The 13,459-nt window shown below is 38.4% G+C and carries 15 protein-coding genes and 1 riboswitch; of the genes, 12 read left to right on the forward strand and 3 right to left on the reverse strand.

Features of this window, described 5'->3' with window-relative positions; all coding sequences use genetic code 11:
- Entirely contained in the window at positions 1-258 is a 258-nt protein-coding gene (locus tag BN985_RS16480) for a transcriptional regulator SplA domain-containing protein (protein ID WP_036576358.1), read from the forward strand.
- Positions 251-1,279: a spore photoproduct lyase gene (splB, locus tag BN985_RS16485; protein WP_042224803.1), complete on the forward strand. Its 1,029-nt coding sequence runs from the start codon at positions 251-253 to the stop codon at positions 1,277-1,279. The genes BN985_RS16480 and splB overlap by 8 nt, the downstream gene beginning before the upstream one ends.
- 33 nt (positions 1,280-1,312) lie before the next feature.
- On the opposite strand, the gene BN985_RS16490 is transcribed toward splB, so the two are convergent.
- Positions 1,313-1,705 (reverse strand): TIGR02328 family protein, encoded by a 393-nt coding sequence (locus BN985_RS16490; RefSeq protein ID WP_042224805.1) that lies wholly within the window; start codon positions 1,703-1,705, stop codon positions 1,313-1,315.
- A gap of 194 nt (positions 1,706-1,899) precedes the next feature.
- Between BN985_RS16490 and BN985_RS19405 the strand changes: the two genes are divergently transcribed.
- The 4 genes from BN985_RS19405 (at position 1,900) to BN985_RS16500 (ending at position 3,290) form a co-directional block, all read left to right on the forward strand.
- The gene (locus tag BN985_RS19405) at positions 1,900-2,259 is read left to right on the forward strand and encodes a DUF4396 domain-containing protein (RefSeq protein WP_232225609.1); all 360 of its coding nucleotides are present in this window, start codon (positions 1,900-1,902) and stop codon (positions 2,257-2,259) included.
- Positions 2,157-2,555, forward strand: a complete 399-nt coding sequence (locus BN985_RS19410; protein WP_232225604.1) for a DUF4396 domain-containing protein — start codon at positions 2,157-2,159, stop codon at positions 2,553-2,555. The genes BN985_RS19405 and BN985_RS19410 overlap by 103 nt, the downstream gene beginning before the upstream one ends.
- Before the next feature lie 89 nt (positions 2,556-2,644).
- The gene (locus tag BN985_RS19265; protein WP_198030024.1) at positions 2,645-2,815 is read left to right on the forward strand and encodes a hypothetical protein; all 171 of its coding nucleotides are present in this window, start codon (positions 2,645-2,647) and stop codon (positions 2,813-2,815) included.
- A gap of 43 nt (positions 2,816-2,858) precedes the next feature.
- The gene (locus BN985_RS16500) at positions 2,859-3,290 is read left to right on the forward strand and encodes a VOC family protein (RefSeq protein ID WP_042224806.1); all 432 of its coding nucleotides are present in this window, start codon (positions 2,859-2,861) and stop codon (positions 3,288-3,290) included.
- A gap of 115 nt (positions 3,291-3,405) precedes the next feature.
- Here the strand turns inward: BN985_RS16500 and BN985_RS16505 are convergent, their stop codons facing one another.
- Positions 3,406-4,188, reverse strand: coding sequence for a carbon-nitrogen family hydrolase (locus tag BN985_RS16505; RefSeq protein ID WP_198030029.1), 783 nt, complete (start codon positions 4,186-4,188; stop codon positions 3,406-3,408).
- A gap of 209 nt (positions 4,189-4,397) precedes the next feature.
- Here BN985_RS16505 and BN985_RS16510 point away from each other — a divergent pair, with 209 nt between their 5' ends.
- From BN985_RS16510 to BN985_RS16535, 6 genes are all read left to right on the forward strand, one after another.
- On the forward strand, positions 4,398-5,570 hold the full coding sequence (locus BN985_RS16510; protein ID WP_042224809.1) for a pyridoxal phosphate-dependent aminotransferase: 1,173 nt from the start codon (positions 4,398-4,400) through the stop codon (positions 5,568-5,570).
- A 63-nt stretch (positions 5,571-5,633) separates the two neighbouring features.
- Positions 5,634-5,737: riboswitch (SAM riboswitch) on the forward strand.
- Between the two features lie 87 nt (positions 5,738-5,824).
- Positions 5,825-6,838, forward strand: a complete 1,014-nt coding sequence (locus BN985_RS16515; RefSeq protein WP_042224810.1) for a methionine ABC transporter ATP-binding protein — start codon at positions 5,825-5,827, stop codon at positions 6,836-6,838.
- Positions 6,828-7,490, forward strand: a complete 663-nt coding sequence (locus tag BN985_RS16520; RefSeq protein WP_042224811.1) for a methionine ABC transporter permease — start codon at positions 6,828-6,830, stop codon at positions 7,488-7,490. The genes BN985_RS16515 and BN985_RS16520 overlap by 11 nt, the downstream gene beginning before the upstream one ends.
- Positions 7,491-7,514: 24 nt before the next feature.
- Positions 7,515-8,354 carry a MetQ/NlpA family ABC transporter substrate-binding protein gene (locus tag BN985_RS16525; protein ID WP_042224812.1) on the forward strand — a complete coding sequence of 280 codons (840 nt, stop codon included), beginning with the start codon at positions 7,515-7,517 and terminating at the stop codon, positions 8,352-8,354.
- Between the two features lie 199 nt (positions 8,355-8,553).
- Positions 8,554-9,210 (forward strand): reverse transcriptase-like protein, encoded by a 657-nt coding sequence (locus BN985_RS16530; RefSeq protein ID WP_042224813.1) that lies wholly within the window; start codon positions 8,554-8,556, stop codon positions 9,208-9,210.
- Between the two features lie 314 nt (positions 9,211-9,524).
- Positions 9,525-10,190 carry a helix-turn-helix transcriptional regulator gene (locus BN985_RS16535; RefSeq protein ID WP_042224814.1) on the forward strand — a complete coding sequence of 222 codons (666 nt, stop codon included), beginning with the start codon at positions 9,525-9,527 and terminating at the stop codon, positions 10,188-10,190.
- 51 nt (positions 10,191-10,241) lie between these two features.
- Here BN985_RS16535 and BN985_RS16540 read toward each other — a convergent pair whose 3' ends face one another.
- Positions 10,242-13,286 carry a hybrid sensor histidine kinase/response regulator gene (locus BN985_RS16540; protein ID WP_042224816.1) on the reverse strand — a complete coding sequence of 1,015 codons (3,045 nt, stop codon included), beginning with the start codon at positions 13,284-13,286 and terminating at the stop codon, positions 10,242-10,244.
- Between the last annotated feature and the right edge of the window lie 173 nt (positions 13,287-13,459).

Genomic DNA, 13,459 nt, shown 5'->3' on the forward strand with positions numbered 1-13,459 from the left:
ATGCATATTAATGAATCTTATCAACCTGGAGAGGTTGTTTATATTATTATCCGCAACCCCCATGCCCAAGATGTGGCACATGTTCAACAGGCTGCTGTAGTTGAAAATCCAGATCAAAACGGTGAACTTGCACTGTTCATACACGAGACTTATTTTCCATTAACGGAGGAGTTTGCTGTATATAAAAGTGCCGAAGAAGCAGAGGAAGCATATCAGGTAGCTTTTGGACTACCAGAAACAGAGGATTATTATGGTTAAGCCTTTTGTGCCGCAACTCGTTTACGTAGAGCCACGAGCCATGGAATATCCACTTGCCAAGGAGTTAATTGGAAAGTTTGAAAAGATGGATATCGAGATAAGGGAAACAACATCTCATAACCAAATTCGTAACTTACCAGGAGAGAATCATTTTCAAAAGTACCGAACGGCAAAATCAACGCTTGTGCTCGGTATCCGTAAAACACTTAAATTTGATACATCGAAGCCATCTGCAGAGTATGCAATTCCCTTCGCAACAGGCTGTATGGGTCATTGTCATTACTGTTATTTGCAAACAACGATGGGAAGCAAGCCATATATCCGTTCCTATGTAAATGTAGACGAGATTTTTGATGCGGCAGAGGAATATATGCAGGAAAGGGCCCCTGAGTTCACAAGATTTGAAGCATCCTGTACCTCTGATATCGTTGGGATTGATCATCTGACCCACACATTAAAAAGGGCAATTGAATATTTCGGGAAATCTGAGCATGGCAAGCTCCGGTTTGTTACGAAATTTGCACATGTCGATCATTTGCTAGATGCAGAGCATAAAGGTAGAACACGCTTCCGTTTTAGTGTGAATGATGATTATATTATTAAATATTTCGAGCCAGGTACGTCCCGACTGAAAGAACGGATTGAGGCAGCAGTAAAAATTGCAGAAGCTGGATATCCACTCGGTTTTATCGTTGCTCCAATTTATTTGCATGAGGGTTGGAAAGAAGGCTATAAAGAGATGTTTGAAAGGATAGAAGCGGCCTTGCCAGCAAAAGCAACAAAGGATTTAACTTTTGAATTAATTCAGCATCGCTTTACCAAGCCGGCCAAGCGAGTTATTCAGGAAAATTACCCAATGACAAAGCTTGAGCTTGATGAATCAAAACGAAAGTGGAAATGGGGAAGATACGGAATTGGCAAATACGTCTACCAAAATGAAGAACAGGAAGACATTAAAGACACGCTTGGTGGCTATATAAACCACTACTTCCCAGATGCAAAAATAGAATATTTCACATAAAAAATGAAACCTGCCAGTCCTTACTGGCGGGTTTCACTTTATCTCTGGCAAATCAATGCCTTTTTCGCTCAGGTTATCAAGACATTCTTTTAAGTAGGTAGGGCTATGCTCTGGATAGAGTGGTATTTGTTGCTTGTTTACATGCTCGGTTCCATAAAGGCTATTTTCATTATGTGCTTCAGAAATCTTTCCTCTATAAAAAGGATCTTCCCATAAAGGATCGACCCGATATCCTCGTTTTTGCATCTCCCTCATAATTAATTGATGGTAGATAAACAGACGATATGGTGAATAATCGAATACATAATTTACTGTAGCATGTGGCTTTCCCCAACCATTACCTCTTAAAGCACAGCATTCACGATGCTGTCCAAGCAACTGCTGCCTAGGCAGGTGGGGAATTAAATCTTCGTGCCAAAGTCGCATGGCTATTCCTCCTGGTGTGGTGTTTGTTACTTGTAGTTTAACGATAGACAAAGATGATCGCAACTAGATCGTTTCCCAGGTCTGCCAAAAGTTTACACGTTAGTAGTGTAATCCTTATTTAACTATGATGGGTTCATAGCGTTGTTTAGAAAGATTACAAACTTGGGTAGAAACGATACTGTGAGGTGAAAATGATGTTAACTACTATATCTTGGATCGCATTAATCATTGGTATAATAAGTTCTGCCATTATCATAGTGGATATTACCAGGCATCCGCAGCAGATGAAAGTAATGAACTTGGTATGGCCGATAAACGGATGGTTTTTTGGACCATTCGCACTTTGGGCTTACTTTAAGTGGGGACGGCTGAATGCAAAAGGCTCAGAACGTGAAGATCGACGGAAAACGCCTGCAAAGGTTTTTGTGTCGACAAGTCATTGCGCAGGGGGATGCACAGTAGGAGATGCAGCAGGTGTACCATTTGTGGCATTAACTGGTTTCACCATAGTAGGTTCCACTTTGTTTGCACATTTTTGGTTGAATTTATCCTAGCATATCTAGTCGGCATTATATTCCAATATTATGCGATCTATCCAATGAACAAAGATCTTGGTAAAACTGGTGCGCTTAAGTCAGCGATAAAAGCAGATTCCGCAGCGCTTATTGCATTTGAAGTCGGCATGTTTGGCTGGATGGCAATCGTTCATTTTGTTCTCTTTACGGTGCCACCAAAACCTGATACTGCTGTATATTGGTTTATGATGCAAATTGCCATGATACTTGGATTTCTAACAAGCTACCCAGCCAATTGGTTACTTGTTAAAAAGGGAATTAAAGAAGTAATGTAGAATAGGTTGTCCCATTATTTGGGGCAATTTCTATTTTAGGCAGGAATTAAAGGTAGAAAATAGAAGTATTAAAGAAGAGGAGGGGGCTCATGGAAATTATCTTTATGTTTGTAGCGGGTTTCGTTGTATTTTTTATTGCAATCATTGCTGTTATGAAAGGTATAATACATAGGGTAAAAGAGCCTGCAAGACAATCAGAACAAAGGATTAGTAATCTTGAAAAACGCCTACAAGAGTTGGAATCACGCAAGACAAAGTAGGGAATTAAGGAACTTTCCAAAAGGATAATCGGAGGTGCTTACATTGAATCGAATTAATTTAATTACCCTAGGAGTTCAAGACATCCATAAGTCGTTAACCTTCTATCGTGAGGGATTAGGCTTTAAGACCTCTGTGTCAGACAGAAATCCTGAAGTTGTCTTTTTTAACAATCAGGGAACCAAATTAGCACTATTCCCAGTAGAAGAACTAGCAAAGGATATTGGTGAGGAATTGATCGGTCAAAAGCAAGGCTTTTCAGGTATCACGTTAGCATATAATGCAGACTCTAAAGAAGGCGTAGACAGGTTTATTGGCAATGCTCGAGATGCGGGAGCAACCATATTAAAAGAGCCTGAAACGGTTTTTTGGGGAGGATATAGTGGCTATTTTTCTGATCCGGACGGACATATTTGGGAGGTAGCTTATGGGGATATGTGGGAATTTGATGAAAATGAAATGCTAATTATTAAATAATAACCAAATAGGAAAGCATACAAAAAGAAGCTTACATATCAAGCTTCTTTTTGTATTGCTGTTAAATCTGTTTGTTAAAACAGCTCTCCCGATTCAGTTCCCTAGTGGTGCTACTCTAATAGCGATAAATATCCGGACGGCGATCAGAAAAAATTGGAATACGCTGTCGAACATCATCTACCTGCTCTATTTCCAATTCACTGTATAGAATGGTTTCTTCGTCAGCAGCTTCTTCTAGGATCTCTCCCCAAGGCCCAATAACCATAGAATGGCCACCAAACTTATTGTTTGGATCAGCACCAACTCGGTTGCAAGCTACAACATAGCATTGATTTTCAATAGCTCTACTGATCAACAATGCTTTCCAATGATCTATTCGTTTTGCAGGCCACTCCGCAACCACGTATAAAATCTTTGTATTATCAAGCATATGTGTTCGAATCCATTCTGGAAAACGAATATCATAGCAAATAACACCAGCAGATTTTATTCCGGCCAGTTCAAAAATGCCATTCTCACTACCTTCGATCAAATGCTTTTCCTCATCCATCAGTCTAAATAGATGTGCTTTTGCATATTCCTTAACGAGTTCACCATTTGAATTGATAACGAACATGGAATTGGTTATGCCTCGTTCTGTGTGCTTGGCAACAGACCCTGCGACAAGATGCACATCAAATTTCTTAGCGAGTCTTGAAAGGAAGGAGAGAGAACGTTCTCCATTAGAGTCGGCAATCTCTTCTAGACGGGTGAGATCATAGCCAGTTGTCCAAAGCTCGGGTAAAACGACCACATCTACTTTCTTTTTTTTAAAATTTGCAAACTTGCTTTCTACCTTTTTTTCATTTGCTACCGGGTCTCCAAAAGTAATGTCTATCTGCAACAAGGCAACAGACAATGTCATCAAATCAACTCCTTCATTTAAAGCAACGCTAAGCTACCATCCTGATCCTAATTTAAATGCTCGATGTTATTGGTGCTTATTATCCCATCGCCTCATTTTCCTGTCAATTAACCTGTCCCTTTTGTAAGTGTAGCTTTACAAACGTTGTAAGTTTGGCTAACATAGATAATTAGAATTTTAGAATTATTAGAGGTGAGAAAACCGTGCAAAGCTTTCCAGTATCAGATACCTTGAAACGCCTGCCAGAACAGTTTTTTGCCAAATTGGTAAAAAAAGTACAAGCATTAAGCAATGAAGGACACGATATTATTAATCTTGGCCAGGGGAATCCTGATTTGCCAACACCAAACCATATTGTAGAAGAATTAAAAACGGCAGCGGATGATCCTGTTTATCATAAATATTCTCCGTTTACAGGTCATGCTTTTCTTAAAGAAGCGGTGGCGACATTTTACAAGCGGGAATACGATGTCGATATTGATCCAGAATCAGAGGTAGCGATTCTTTTTGGTGCAAAAACAGGATTAGTTGAAATTAGTCAATGCTTGTTAAATGCAGGAGACACAGCATTGTTACCTGACCCTGGCTATCCAGATTACATGTCCGGAATTGCGATGGCCAATGCAAATCCAGTCTTTATGCCATTGTTAGAAAAAAATAATTTTCTACCGAATTATCAGCAACTAAATCAAGTTGACCTGGAAACAGCGAAATTATTATTCTTAAACTATCCAAACAATCCAACTGCCGGGGTTGCGAACAAGGAATTTTTTGATGAAACAATTGAACTAGCAAAACAAAACGAAATATGTGTAGTACATGACTTTGCTTATGGGGCGATTGGCTTTGATGGAAAGAAACCGCAAAGTTTTATGCAATCAGCTGGTGCAAAGGATATTGGGGTAGAAATGTATACTTTGTCTAAAACGTATAACATGGCAGGTTGGCGTGTTGGTTTTGCTGTAGGAAACACTTCCGTGATTAAAAGCCTTAACCTGATTCAAGATCACTTATACGTCAGCTTGTTTGGTGCGATACAACAAGCAGCAGAGAAGGCTTTACTCGGGGACCAAACTGCTGTAGACGAATTGGTTGCTACCTATGAAAATAGACGGAATGTGTTAGTAGAAAAATTGCAGGAAATTGGGTGGAACGTTCAAGCGCCACGCGGTACATTCTTTGCGTGGCTTCCAGTCCCAGAGGGATATACATCAGAGGAATTTGCTGACCTCCTTTTGGAAAAAGCACATGTTGTGGTAGCGCCAGGTAATGGATTTGGTGAAGCAGGAGAGGGCTTTGTGCGAGCGGGCTTGCTAGCTAATGAAGAGCGACTTGCTGAAGCTGCAAATCGAATTGGTAACTTAGGAATATTTTAAACTTTCTATTGACAAAGTAGAATCCGAAGATTATGATAATCATTACGTTAACAATATGAATATTTCTTATCTAGAGTGACGGAGGGAAAGGCCCGTTGATGTCACAGCAACCTTCCATTTGGAGTGGTGCTACTTCCTTCAGAATGATTCATTCTGGAAGATAAGTGTGAGATACTTTTAATCGACACCCTCTTTCATGATGAAAGGGGGTTTTTTGATGGATTGGATTTACAGTCGGAATTGGAGTGAACGTTATGATCAAGGTTGAGCAGGTCAGCAAAGTATATAATACGAAATCCGGCCAAGTAGTCGGTGTAGACAATGTCTCTTTGGAAGTACCTAGAGGAGAGATATACGGTATTGTCGGCTATAGTGGTGCTGGGAAAAGTAGTTTGCTACGCTGTATAAATATATTAGAGCGGCCAACATCTGGAAAGATTGTGGTAGATGGTATTGATTTACTTCAACTTTCTCCAAAGAAATTAAGAGAGGCACGACAATCAATCGGAATGATATTTCAAGGGTTTTATCTTGCTTCTGCAAAAACGGTATTTGATAATATCGCCTTTGCTTTAAAAGCAGCTGGAGTAGCTGCGTCACAAAGGAAGCAACGCGTATTAGAGCTACTTGATCTAGTTGGTCTAACGGACAAAGTGAACCATTATCCTGCTCAGCTAAGTGGTGGGCAAAAACAGCGTGTTAGTATTGCCAGGGCGCTTGCCAATAATCCAAAAGTGTTACTATGTGATGAAGCAACCTCCGCATTGGATCCGAGCACAACGAAATCAATTTTACAGCTATTAAAGAAAATTAACCAAGAGCTTGGGATCACCATCGTTTTAATTACCCATGAAATGGAAGTAGTCAAGGAAATTTGTGATACATGTGCTGTTATGCAGGATGGAAAAATTATTGAGCAGGGACCTTCTTATGATATTTTTGCAAATCCGAAAGAAGAACTGACTAAGCAATTCATTGACACGGTTATGAATTTTGAATTGCCGGCAAAATTACTTAAAGCATGTAAAGGCACGATACTACAATTGCAATTTCGTGGAGATTTGGCTAGCGACCCAGTTGTATCAGATATGCTCCAAAAGTTTCAGGTCAGTGGGAATATTCTCCATGGCAAGGTAGAGTACATAAAAGAGACTCCATTAGGGATTTTTATTATGGAGCTGTTGGGGGACACGCAAGAAGTGTCGGCAGCGAAGATTTATTTAAAAGAGCGGTTAAAGCAAGTGGAGGTGATTCAACATGCTCGATAGAATCGTCGAAATCCTTCCCGAATTGAATGCTGCGTTCTTTGAAACATTATTAATGGTTGGTATAGGGTTGCTTGTAGCTCTTATCCTTGGCCTTCCTATTGGTATTTTACTTTATGTTACAGATAAAGGCTTGTTTTGGGAGAATCGGATAGCGAAAAGTACTATTGGTATTTTGGTTAATCTTGTCCGGTCTGTACCTTTTATTATCCTGCTTGTCTTTCTATTCCCTGTTACAGATCTCATCGTCGGACGTATTACTGGTCCGCTTGCAGCATCGGTATCCCTATCTGTGGCGGCCATTCCGTTCTATGCTCGTATTGTAGAGTCTGCTGCCAGAGAGATTGACAAAGGTGTCATTGAAGCAGCTATAGCTGTTGGGGCTTCCCCTTGGTTAATTATCAAGGATATTATTCTCCCTGAAACAAAACCGGGACTTATCAGTGGGTTAACGATCACAGCAATTAGTTTAATTGGTTATTCCGCCATGGCTGGGACAATTGGTGGTGGCGGAATTGGGGACTTAGCCATTCGCTATGGGTATTACCGGTATGACGACACGGTAATGATTACCACAGTTATTGTACTAATTGTATTGGTACAGCTTATACAATATCTTGGTGATTTTATTGCTAAGACTGTAAATAAAAAATAAAAAACATATGGAGGAACAACAACGATGAAAAAAGCACTTATAGCATTTGCAACATTGTTATGTATTCTTTTACTCGCAGCATGTGGGAACGATGACTCTGGAACAGGGGAAAATGAAAATGAGGGCGAGTCTAAATCCATTAAGTTCGGTGCCACTGTAGGACCGTACAGTGATATGGTAACAAAAGCTCTTGTGCCACTCTTAGAAGAAAAGGGCTATGAAGTAGAAAACCAAGAGTTTACTGATTATGTCCAGCCAAATAACGCTTTATCTAGAGGTGATCTAGATGCGAACCTATTCCAGCACACTATTTATTTAGAAGCCTTCTCAGAAGAAAATGATATGGATCTTTCCTCAGTAATAGCTGTACCAACAGCTCCGATGGGCTTATATTCCAATTCTTTCGCAAGTACGGAAGAGATAGCTGAGGGTAGCACAATTGCAATAGCCAATGACCCCACCAATCTTTCCAGAACGCTGCTAATGTTACAGGATCAAGATTTGATCACGATTAATGAAGAAGTTGATCCGTTAAAAGCTTCAGTTAATGACATTGTGGAGAATCCAAAGAACCTTGAGTTCGTGGAAGTGGAAGCAGGTCAGCTACCACGTTTAGTTGATAGCGAGGATGCTGCTGCAGTTCCAGGAAACTTTGCACTGGCAGCAGATATGGATCTACTAGATGCGTTAGCTTTAGAAGAAATGCCGGATGATTACAGAAACGTCGTTGCCGTTAATACAGAAGATAAGGATGCTCAGTTTGCCAAAGATATTAAAGAAGTTATCGAATCAGATGAATTTGAAAAAATTATGGATGAAGAATTCCAAGGTTTTGGTAAACCAGGTTGGATGACTGGAGAATAAAAATATAAATAGTAAAACCCTTATTATGCTTCGGCTTCGACATAATAAGGGTTTTTGTATATTTAAGATCAATACTACAAATTACTTGTACTTCATTTAATAACTAATCTTTAGAAAAGAGGCTGTATCGGTGTTATATTTGGAAAGGATAAGAAAGACTATTTACTATACCCCTTATAACTCAAGTGGAGGTTACAAGATGAAAGGAATAATTTCATTTACTTACCGTACCCCAAAGGGTGCAGATACCGTCTTTTACTCAGAAGAAATGCGTGCTTCCAAAGCCTTATTACTAATAGAAGACATGGAAAAAACAGGGCGAGCTAAAGATATTCAATTTATAGATACGCACGAACACGTATGGAGGGTGAAAGAATTACGTAAGCAACTAGAAGAAATAAAAACTGAGCCTCATAATATTAAAATATACTTTGATGGTGGATTTGATCTTAAATCAAAAAAGTCAGGTCTTGGTTGCGCCGTTTATTATGAACAGAACGACAAAACATTTCGTATAAGAAGAAACGCGCTGGTAGAAGAACTTGAATCTAATAATGAGGCTGAATATGCTGCGCTTCACTTGGCTGTGCAGGAAGTGGAAGAACTTGGTGGACATCATATGCCCATTACCATCATTGGCGATTCTCAAGTCGTGATTAAACAGCTCGAAGAGGATTGGCCCTGTTATGAAAAGGAACTTGCAAAATGGGCAAACCGTATTGAAGTAAAGTTGGAAAAATTGGGTTTAGAGGCTGAATTTGAACTCGTCTCCCGTAAGAACAATCGTGAAGCAGATCAGCTTGCTTCTCAAGCTTTAAAAGATGTTAACATTTCGAGTTTAAAAGAAATTGAATAGTAAAGTTGAAAAATAAGCTAAGGAAATAATAAGCAAACCCTCTGGTGAACAAGTGCCCTTTTTGAAGGTCATGTACTACAAGAGTTGGCAGGGTTTGCTTTTAATGTTTTGAAAACATAGAATAGAACTGTTAAATAGGAATACAATTGGCTAGATTTGGGTAATAAATAGTTACACAGAAAAGTTCATGAGAATAACACTAGGCGTTGGACATTTTGTTCGTTTTACAGAACAGTTGAGGATGTATAGAACTTGTACAGTCGTTATCGTTAAACTAAGATCACGTATTTTATAATTTATTGAGGGTGTCTTATATGATCAAATTATTAATTGTTGGTCCTCCAAGTGTCGCTGCAAACAAGCTTTATAGCACAGTGCCAAGTGAAACTGCTATAAAGGTTTTGGGCGTTATGGATGATGAAGCAAATATAAAAAATACTTTAATGCGGAATGAGGCAGATCTTGTTTTAATTCATCAAGCTGAAGAGAACTTATTTTTAGCTGAAAGAATGAAACAATATTCTCCAAAAGTTAAGTTATTGTTCGTATTAGCTTCACCCGACCGAGATGCTGTTCTTTATGGATTAAAAATTGGGGTAGTATCTTTTATTCTTGATAATGTGACACCACATTGTCTTGTAAGATCAATTAAAAATGTAAATGAGGATCTTCATGTTGTGTCAGGAGAGCTTGTAAGAAACTTTTTTTCTGAAGTTCCAACAGATGATTTTTTTGAAAAACAACTTTTTAAACATAAGCTAATGAGACATTATTCTTTATCCTCTAGAGAAAAAGAAGTTGCTTTTTTGGTTTATAAAAACAAAAAAAACGTAGAAATCGCAGAAAGATTGCAGCTTAAAGAAAAAACAGTGCGGGATTATGTCAGTAAAATGTATCGCAAATTTGAGGTTAGAAAAAGAAAGGAACTGATACAAATTCTTAATGAAATAATGAGTAGGTATGAAATAGACAAAAAGTGACTGCCTAAAATAATATGCGAGGGGAGCATGAGTGGAATAAATTCACCTAGCTCACCCAGTTGGAATAGTAAAGGATATCGTAGTTCCTACATTCAACTCACTTTTAATGTCTAATCCCTTGCCAAATAATTGACGTAATCGTCTGTCCGTATTGAATATTCCTACGCCTGTCCGCTCAGTAGGTTGATAGTTTGCAAGGTGCGCCTGTTGTTCGGGATGCATACCGACACCATTATCACTAATTGAAATTCTCGTAAGCCCATCATCCTGTTTTTTTACCTGAACAATAATTTTACCACCTATAGCTTTCTTTAATATCCCATGGTTAATTGCATTTTCAACCAATGTCTGAATGGACAGTGGTGGCAATTTTACATTAATGCTTTGGTCGACAGCCCATTCTACTTTGACACGGTCGCCAAATCTAGCTTTTTCAATTTCAATGTAGGAATGTACCATTGTTAATTCCTCTTTAAGGCCGACTAGGCTATCAGTGTTTTTGAAAGCAAAACTAGTTTGAATGAACTGAATGAAATGATCTAATACATATCGCATTTTCACTTCATCAACTTCCATTAAATACAAAATAGAGTTCAAGGTGTTAAATAAAAAATGTGGTTTAATTTGCGCTTGCAACCAAGCCGCTTCCATGCGCATATGCTCGGTAATAGAAGTTTTTAGTTTTACAAGCACGTCTACACGGGATCTCAATTCCATGGGATCTATAGGTTTGGCAATATAATCATTTGCACCAGAAGAAAAACCAGTATATAAATCCTCTGGACTGTTTCTAGCTACAAGCAATAGGATAGGCAATTCAGAAAGGGTGTATTGCTGCCTAACCTTCTTTGTTAGTTCATACCCTGACATATATGGCATCATGACATCCGTAATCAGCAAGTGGAATTTATCCATTTGTAATTTTTCTAACGCATCGGCTCCGTTTAACACAGTGGTTATCTCATATTGCTCTGACGCCAGTAAACTTTTTAGCACCCGTAGGTTAATTGTCTCATCATCCACAATTAAAATCTTTGGCGTTTCAGAGTGAAGAATAGCACGCCTTTTTTCCAAGCTCTTTGTAACGGCAGCTTCATCTCGTCCCGTTGGGGAAGCAGATGATTTCTCAACTTGAACGACATTCTCCTTGGCTAAAGGTAAAGAAAAAGAAAATACGGATCCTTTATGAACCTCTGAAAGAACTTTCATTTCCCCACCATGTAATTTAACTAACTGATTGGTAATGGTTAAACCTAAGCCAACACCACCTCTAACGTCAATATTGTCTTCGACTCCTTGTTCATATGGCTGAAAGATAGAATGGATCCTATCCTTCCTCATCCCAATACCAGTATCCGAAACTGATATCACGGCTTTGTTCTCCAAATATTCGGCGGAAATAGTGATCGTTCCTTTTTCAGTATACTTAATCGAATTATGGAGTAAGTTTATAAGAATCTGAATTAATCTATTTTCATCTGCAATTACAATCCGGGCATCTCTTGATATATTATTTTTTATTCGAACTGGTCGGTCCTCAACTAAATAAAGGAGCATATCTACTACTCCAGCCGTAATGGCTTGTAAATGTACCGGTTTCAATTTTAAGCTCAATTTTTTCTCTTTAATTTTCCCCAAATCTAACAGATCATTGATCATGGAGGACATTCGTTTACCTACAGTAACGAGTAATGCCAAATCCTGACGATCCTGCACATTCAACTTATTTTCCTTATTATGTAGCAAAGAATGGCCAATATTAATCATACTGTGTAATGGATTACGTAGTTCGTGCGATGTATTAGCAAGGAATGCATCCTTTCGCTTATCCGCTTCGAGTAGTTCTTCGGAAAGCCTCTCTATCCGATGTACATTTCGAAAGAAACGCTTTAACCAGAAAGCGGAAAAGAGAAAGATAGTAATCAATAAATCAACAGGATAGAAAAAACGTTCAATCGTAGTGTTGCTATATATAATTGCCCATATAACATTATTTGTTATAGCAGCAGCACTTAACAACAAGTACAAAACATCTTCCAATTGATTCTTGGTTGCTTTGTAAAACTGTACGGTAATAAAGCAGGTAGTAGTTAGTAAAACAATGCCTAATAGGAAGCTTGCCTTAAGTATGTATGATACTGGTGCTAGAATGATAAATCCTACGTATACCATACAAGCAGCTAGAAACCAGTTGAGTAACGTTTTGTTTGCAAACTCCGGAAGTAAATGCTTAAAGAATAAAAGCATAAAAGAAGCGATACTTGTATATACCAAGAATAATAGCTTTACACTAATTTCATAAGGAATAGGCATAAGTTTTAATAAGAATTTATCTACATCTAAAAGAATCATAAACATCGCAGCGATAAGTAACAGAAAAAAATATAATAAGCTTTTTGGCCTTTTACCAAAAAAATATAGAAATGCAGTAAATATAGCAACAACTCCAAGTACGGCTAGAACAACGATTTGACTAATAACAGAAAAAGCCGTCTCCTTATTAATTGCTTCGGCATATCCAAACTTCACAACGCCTACTTCTGAGGATCTAATTGGATACTTTCCGTGGGCAACCTGTATGGTCATGTCCACTGCGTCCTTTTCTGAACGAAAGGAAACAGTGTAGGGGACCTTTAAGGGAGCATATTCCGACAGTTTTGTTGAAGGATTACCTGATCCGCCAATCTCAACTCCATCAATAAATAGCTTTGAGGCAGATTGTATAATAGGCATGCGTATTCCATAGTCGACTGTTGCACTAGATTTGGGTAGAAGGATTTTTAAATGATACGTTCCAACAGTGTAGTCAGAATGGTGTGGAATCTTATTCCAACCATTGGGGAAGGTACTATACGCCCCGTTGTCTGGTGTCTTTAGTAGTGCTTTATCCAATAATACATCTGGGTAAAACTTCCATTTGCCTAAGAGAGGGATAGTTAGCCTATCTTCTAGCTGACCCTGTCTTAAGTCAAGTACACCATTATCTGCAATGGGATGATGTTCAGATTTATACATATCCCCCCAGAATAGGCGAACAATGGTTAAAGCTAATAGAAATAAGAGGATTATTAAGGGAATCCTAAACGTTTTTTTCATCTGTTAACTCCGTCTATATGAATTTATCGGTTTTGTGTAATATTAAATTGTGGTTATAATACTATAATAATAGCAAGAAGCAGAGAACATAGCTATACGGTTTTAGAGAGATGGGGAATAAATTATAAAATTACGCAATAAAGACTTCTAAAAATGACTAAGTTCTTTGGGTT

The organism is Oceanobacillus manasiensis, from assembly GCF_000724085.1.
GTDB lineage: Bacteria > Bacillota > Bacilli > Bacillales > Amphibacillaceae > Oceanobacillus_B > Oceanobacillus_B manasiensis.

Bases quoted from the DNA above. Each gene is read 5' to 3' on its own strand.
- BN985_RS16480 (WP_036576358.1), top strand. From the start codon at position 1: ATGCATATTAATGAATCTTATCAACCTGGAGAGGTTGTTTATATTATT.
- splB (WP_042224803.1), top strand. From the start codon at position 251: ATGGTTAAGCCTTTTGTGCCGCAACTCGTTTACGTAGAGCCACGAGCC.
- BN985_RS16490 (WP_042224805.1), bottom strand. From the start codon at position 1,705: ATGCGACTTTGGCACGAAGATTTAATTCCCCACCTGCCTAGGCAGCAG.
- BN985_RS19405 (WP_232225609.1), top strand. From the start codon at position 1,900: ATGTTAACTACTATATCTTGGATCGCATTAATCATTGGTATAATAAGT.
- BN985_RS19410 (WP_232225604.1), top strand. From the start codon at position 2,157: ATGCACAGTAGGAGATGCAGCAGGTGTACCATTTGTGGCATTAACTGG.
- BN985_RS19265 (WP_198030024.1), top strand. From the start codon at position 2,645: ATGGAAATTATCTTTATGTTTGTAGCGGGTTTCGTTGTATTTTTTATT.
- BN985_RS16515 (WP_042224810.1), top strand. From the start codon at position 5,825: ATGATCAAGGTTGAGCAGGTCAGCAAAGTATATAATACGAAATCCGGC.
- BN985_RS16520 (WP_042224811.1), top strand. From the start codon at position 6,828: ATGCTCGATAGAATCGTCGAAATCCTTCCCGAATTGAATGCTGCGTTC.
- BN985_RS16525 (WP_042224812.1), top strand. From the start codon at position 7,515: ATGAAAAAAGCACTTATAGCATTTGCAACATTGTTATGTATTCTTTTA.
- BN985_RS16530 (WP_042224813.1), top strand. From the start codon at position 8,554: ATGAAAGGAATAATTTCATTTACTTACCGTACCCCAAAGGGTGCAGAT.
- BN985_RS16535 (WP_042224814.1), top strand. From the start codon at position 9,525: ATGATCAAATTATTAATTGTTGGTCCTCCAAGTGTCGCTGCAAACAAG.
- BN985_RS16540 (WP_042224816.1), bottom strand. From the start codon at position 13,286: ATGAAAAAAACGTTTAGGATTCCCTTAATAATCCTCTTATTTCTATTA.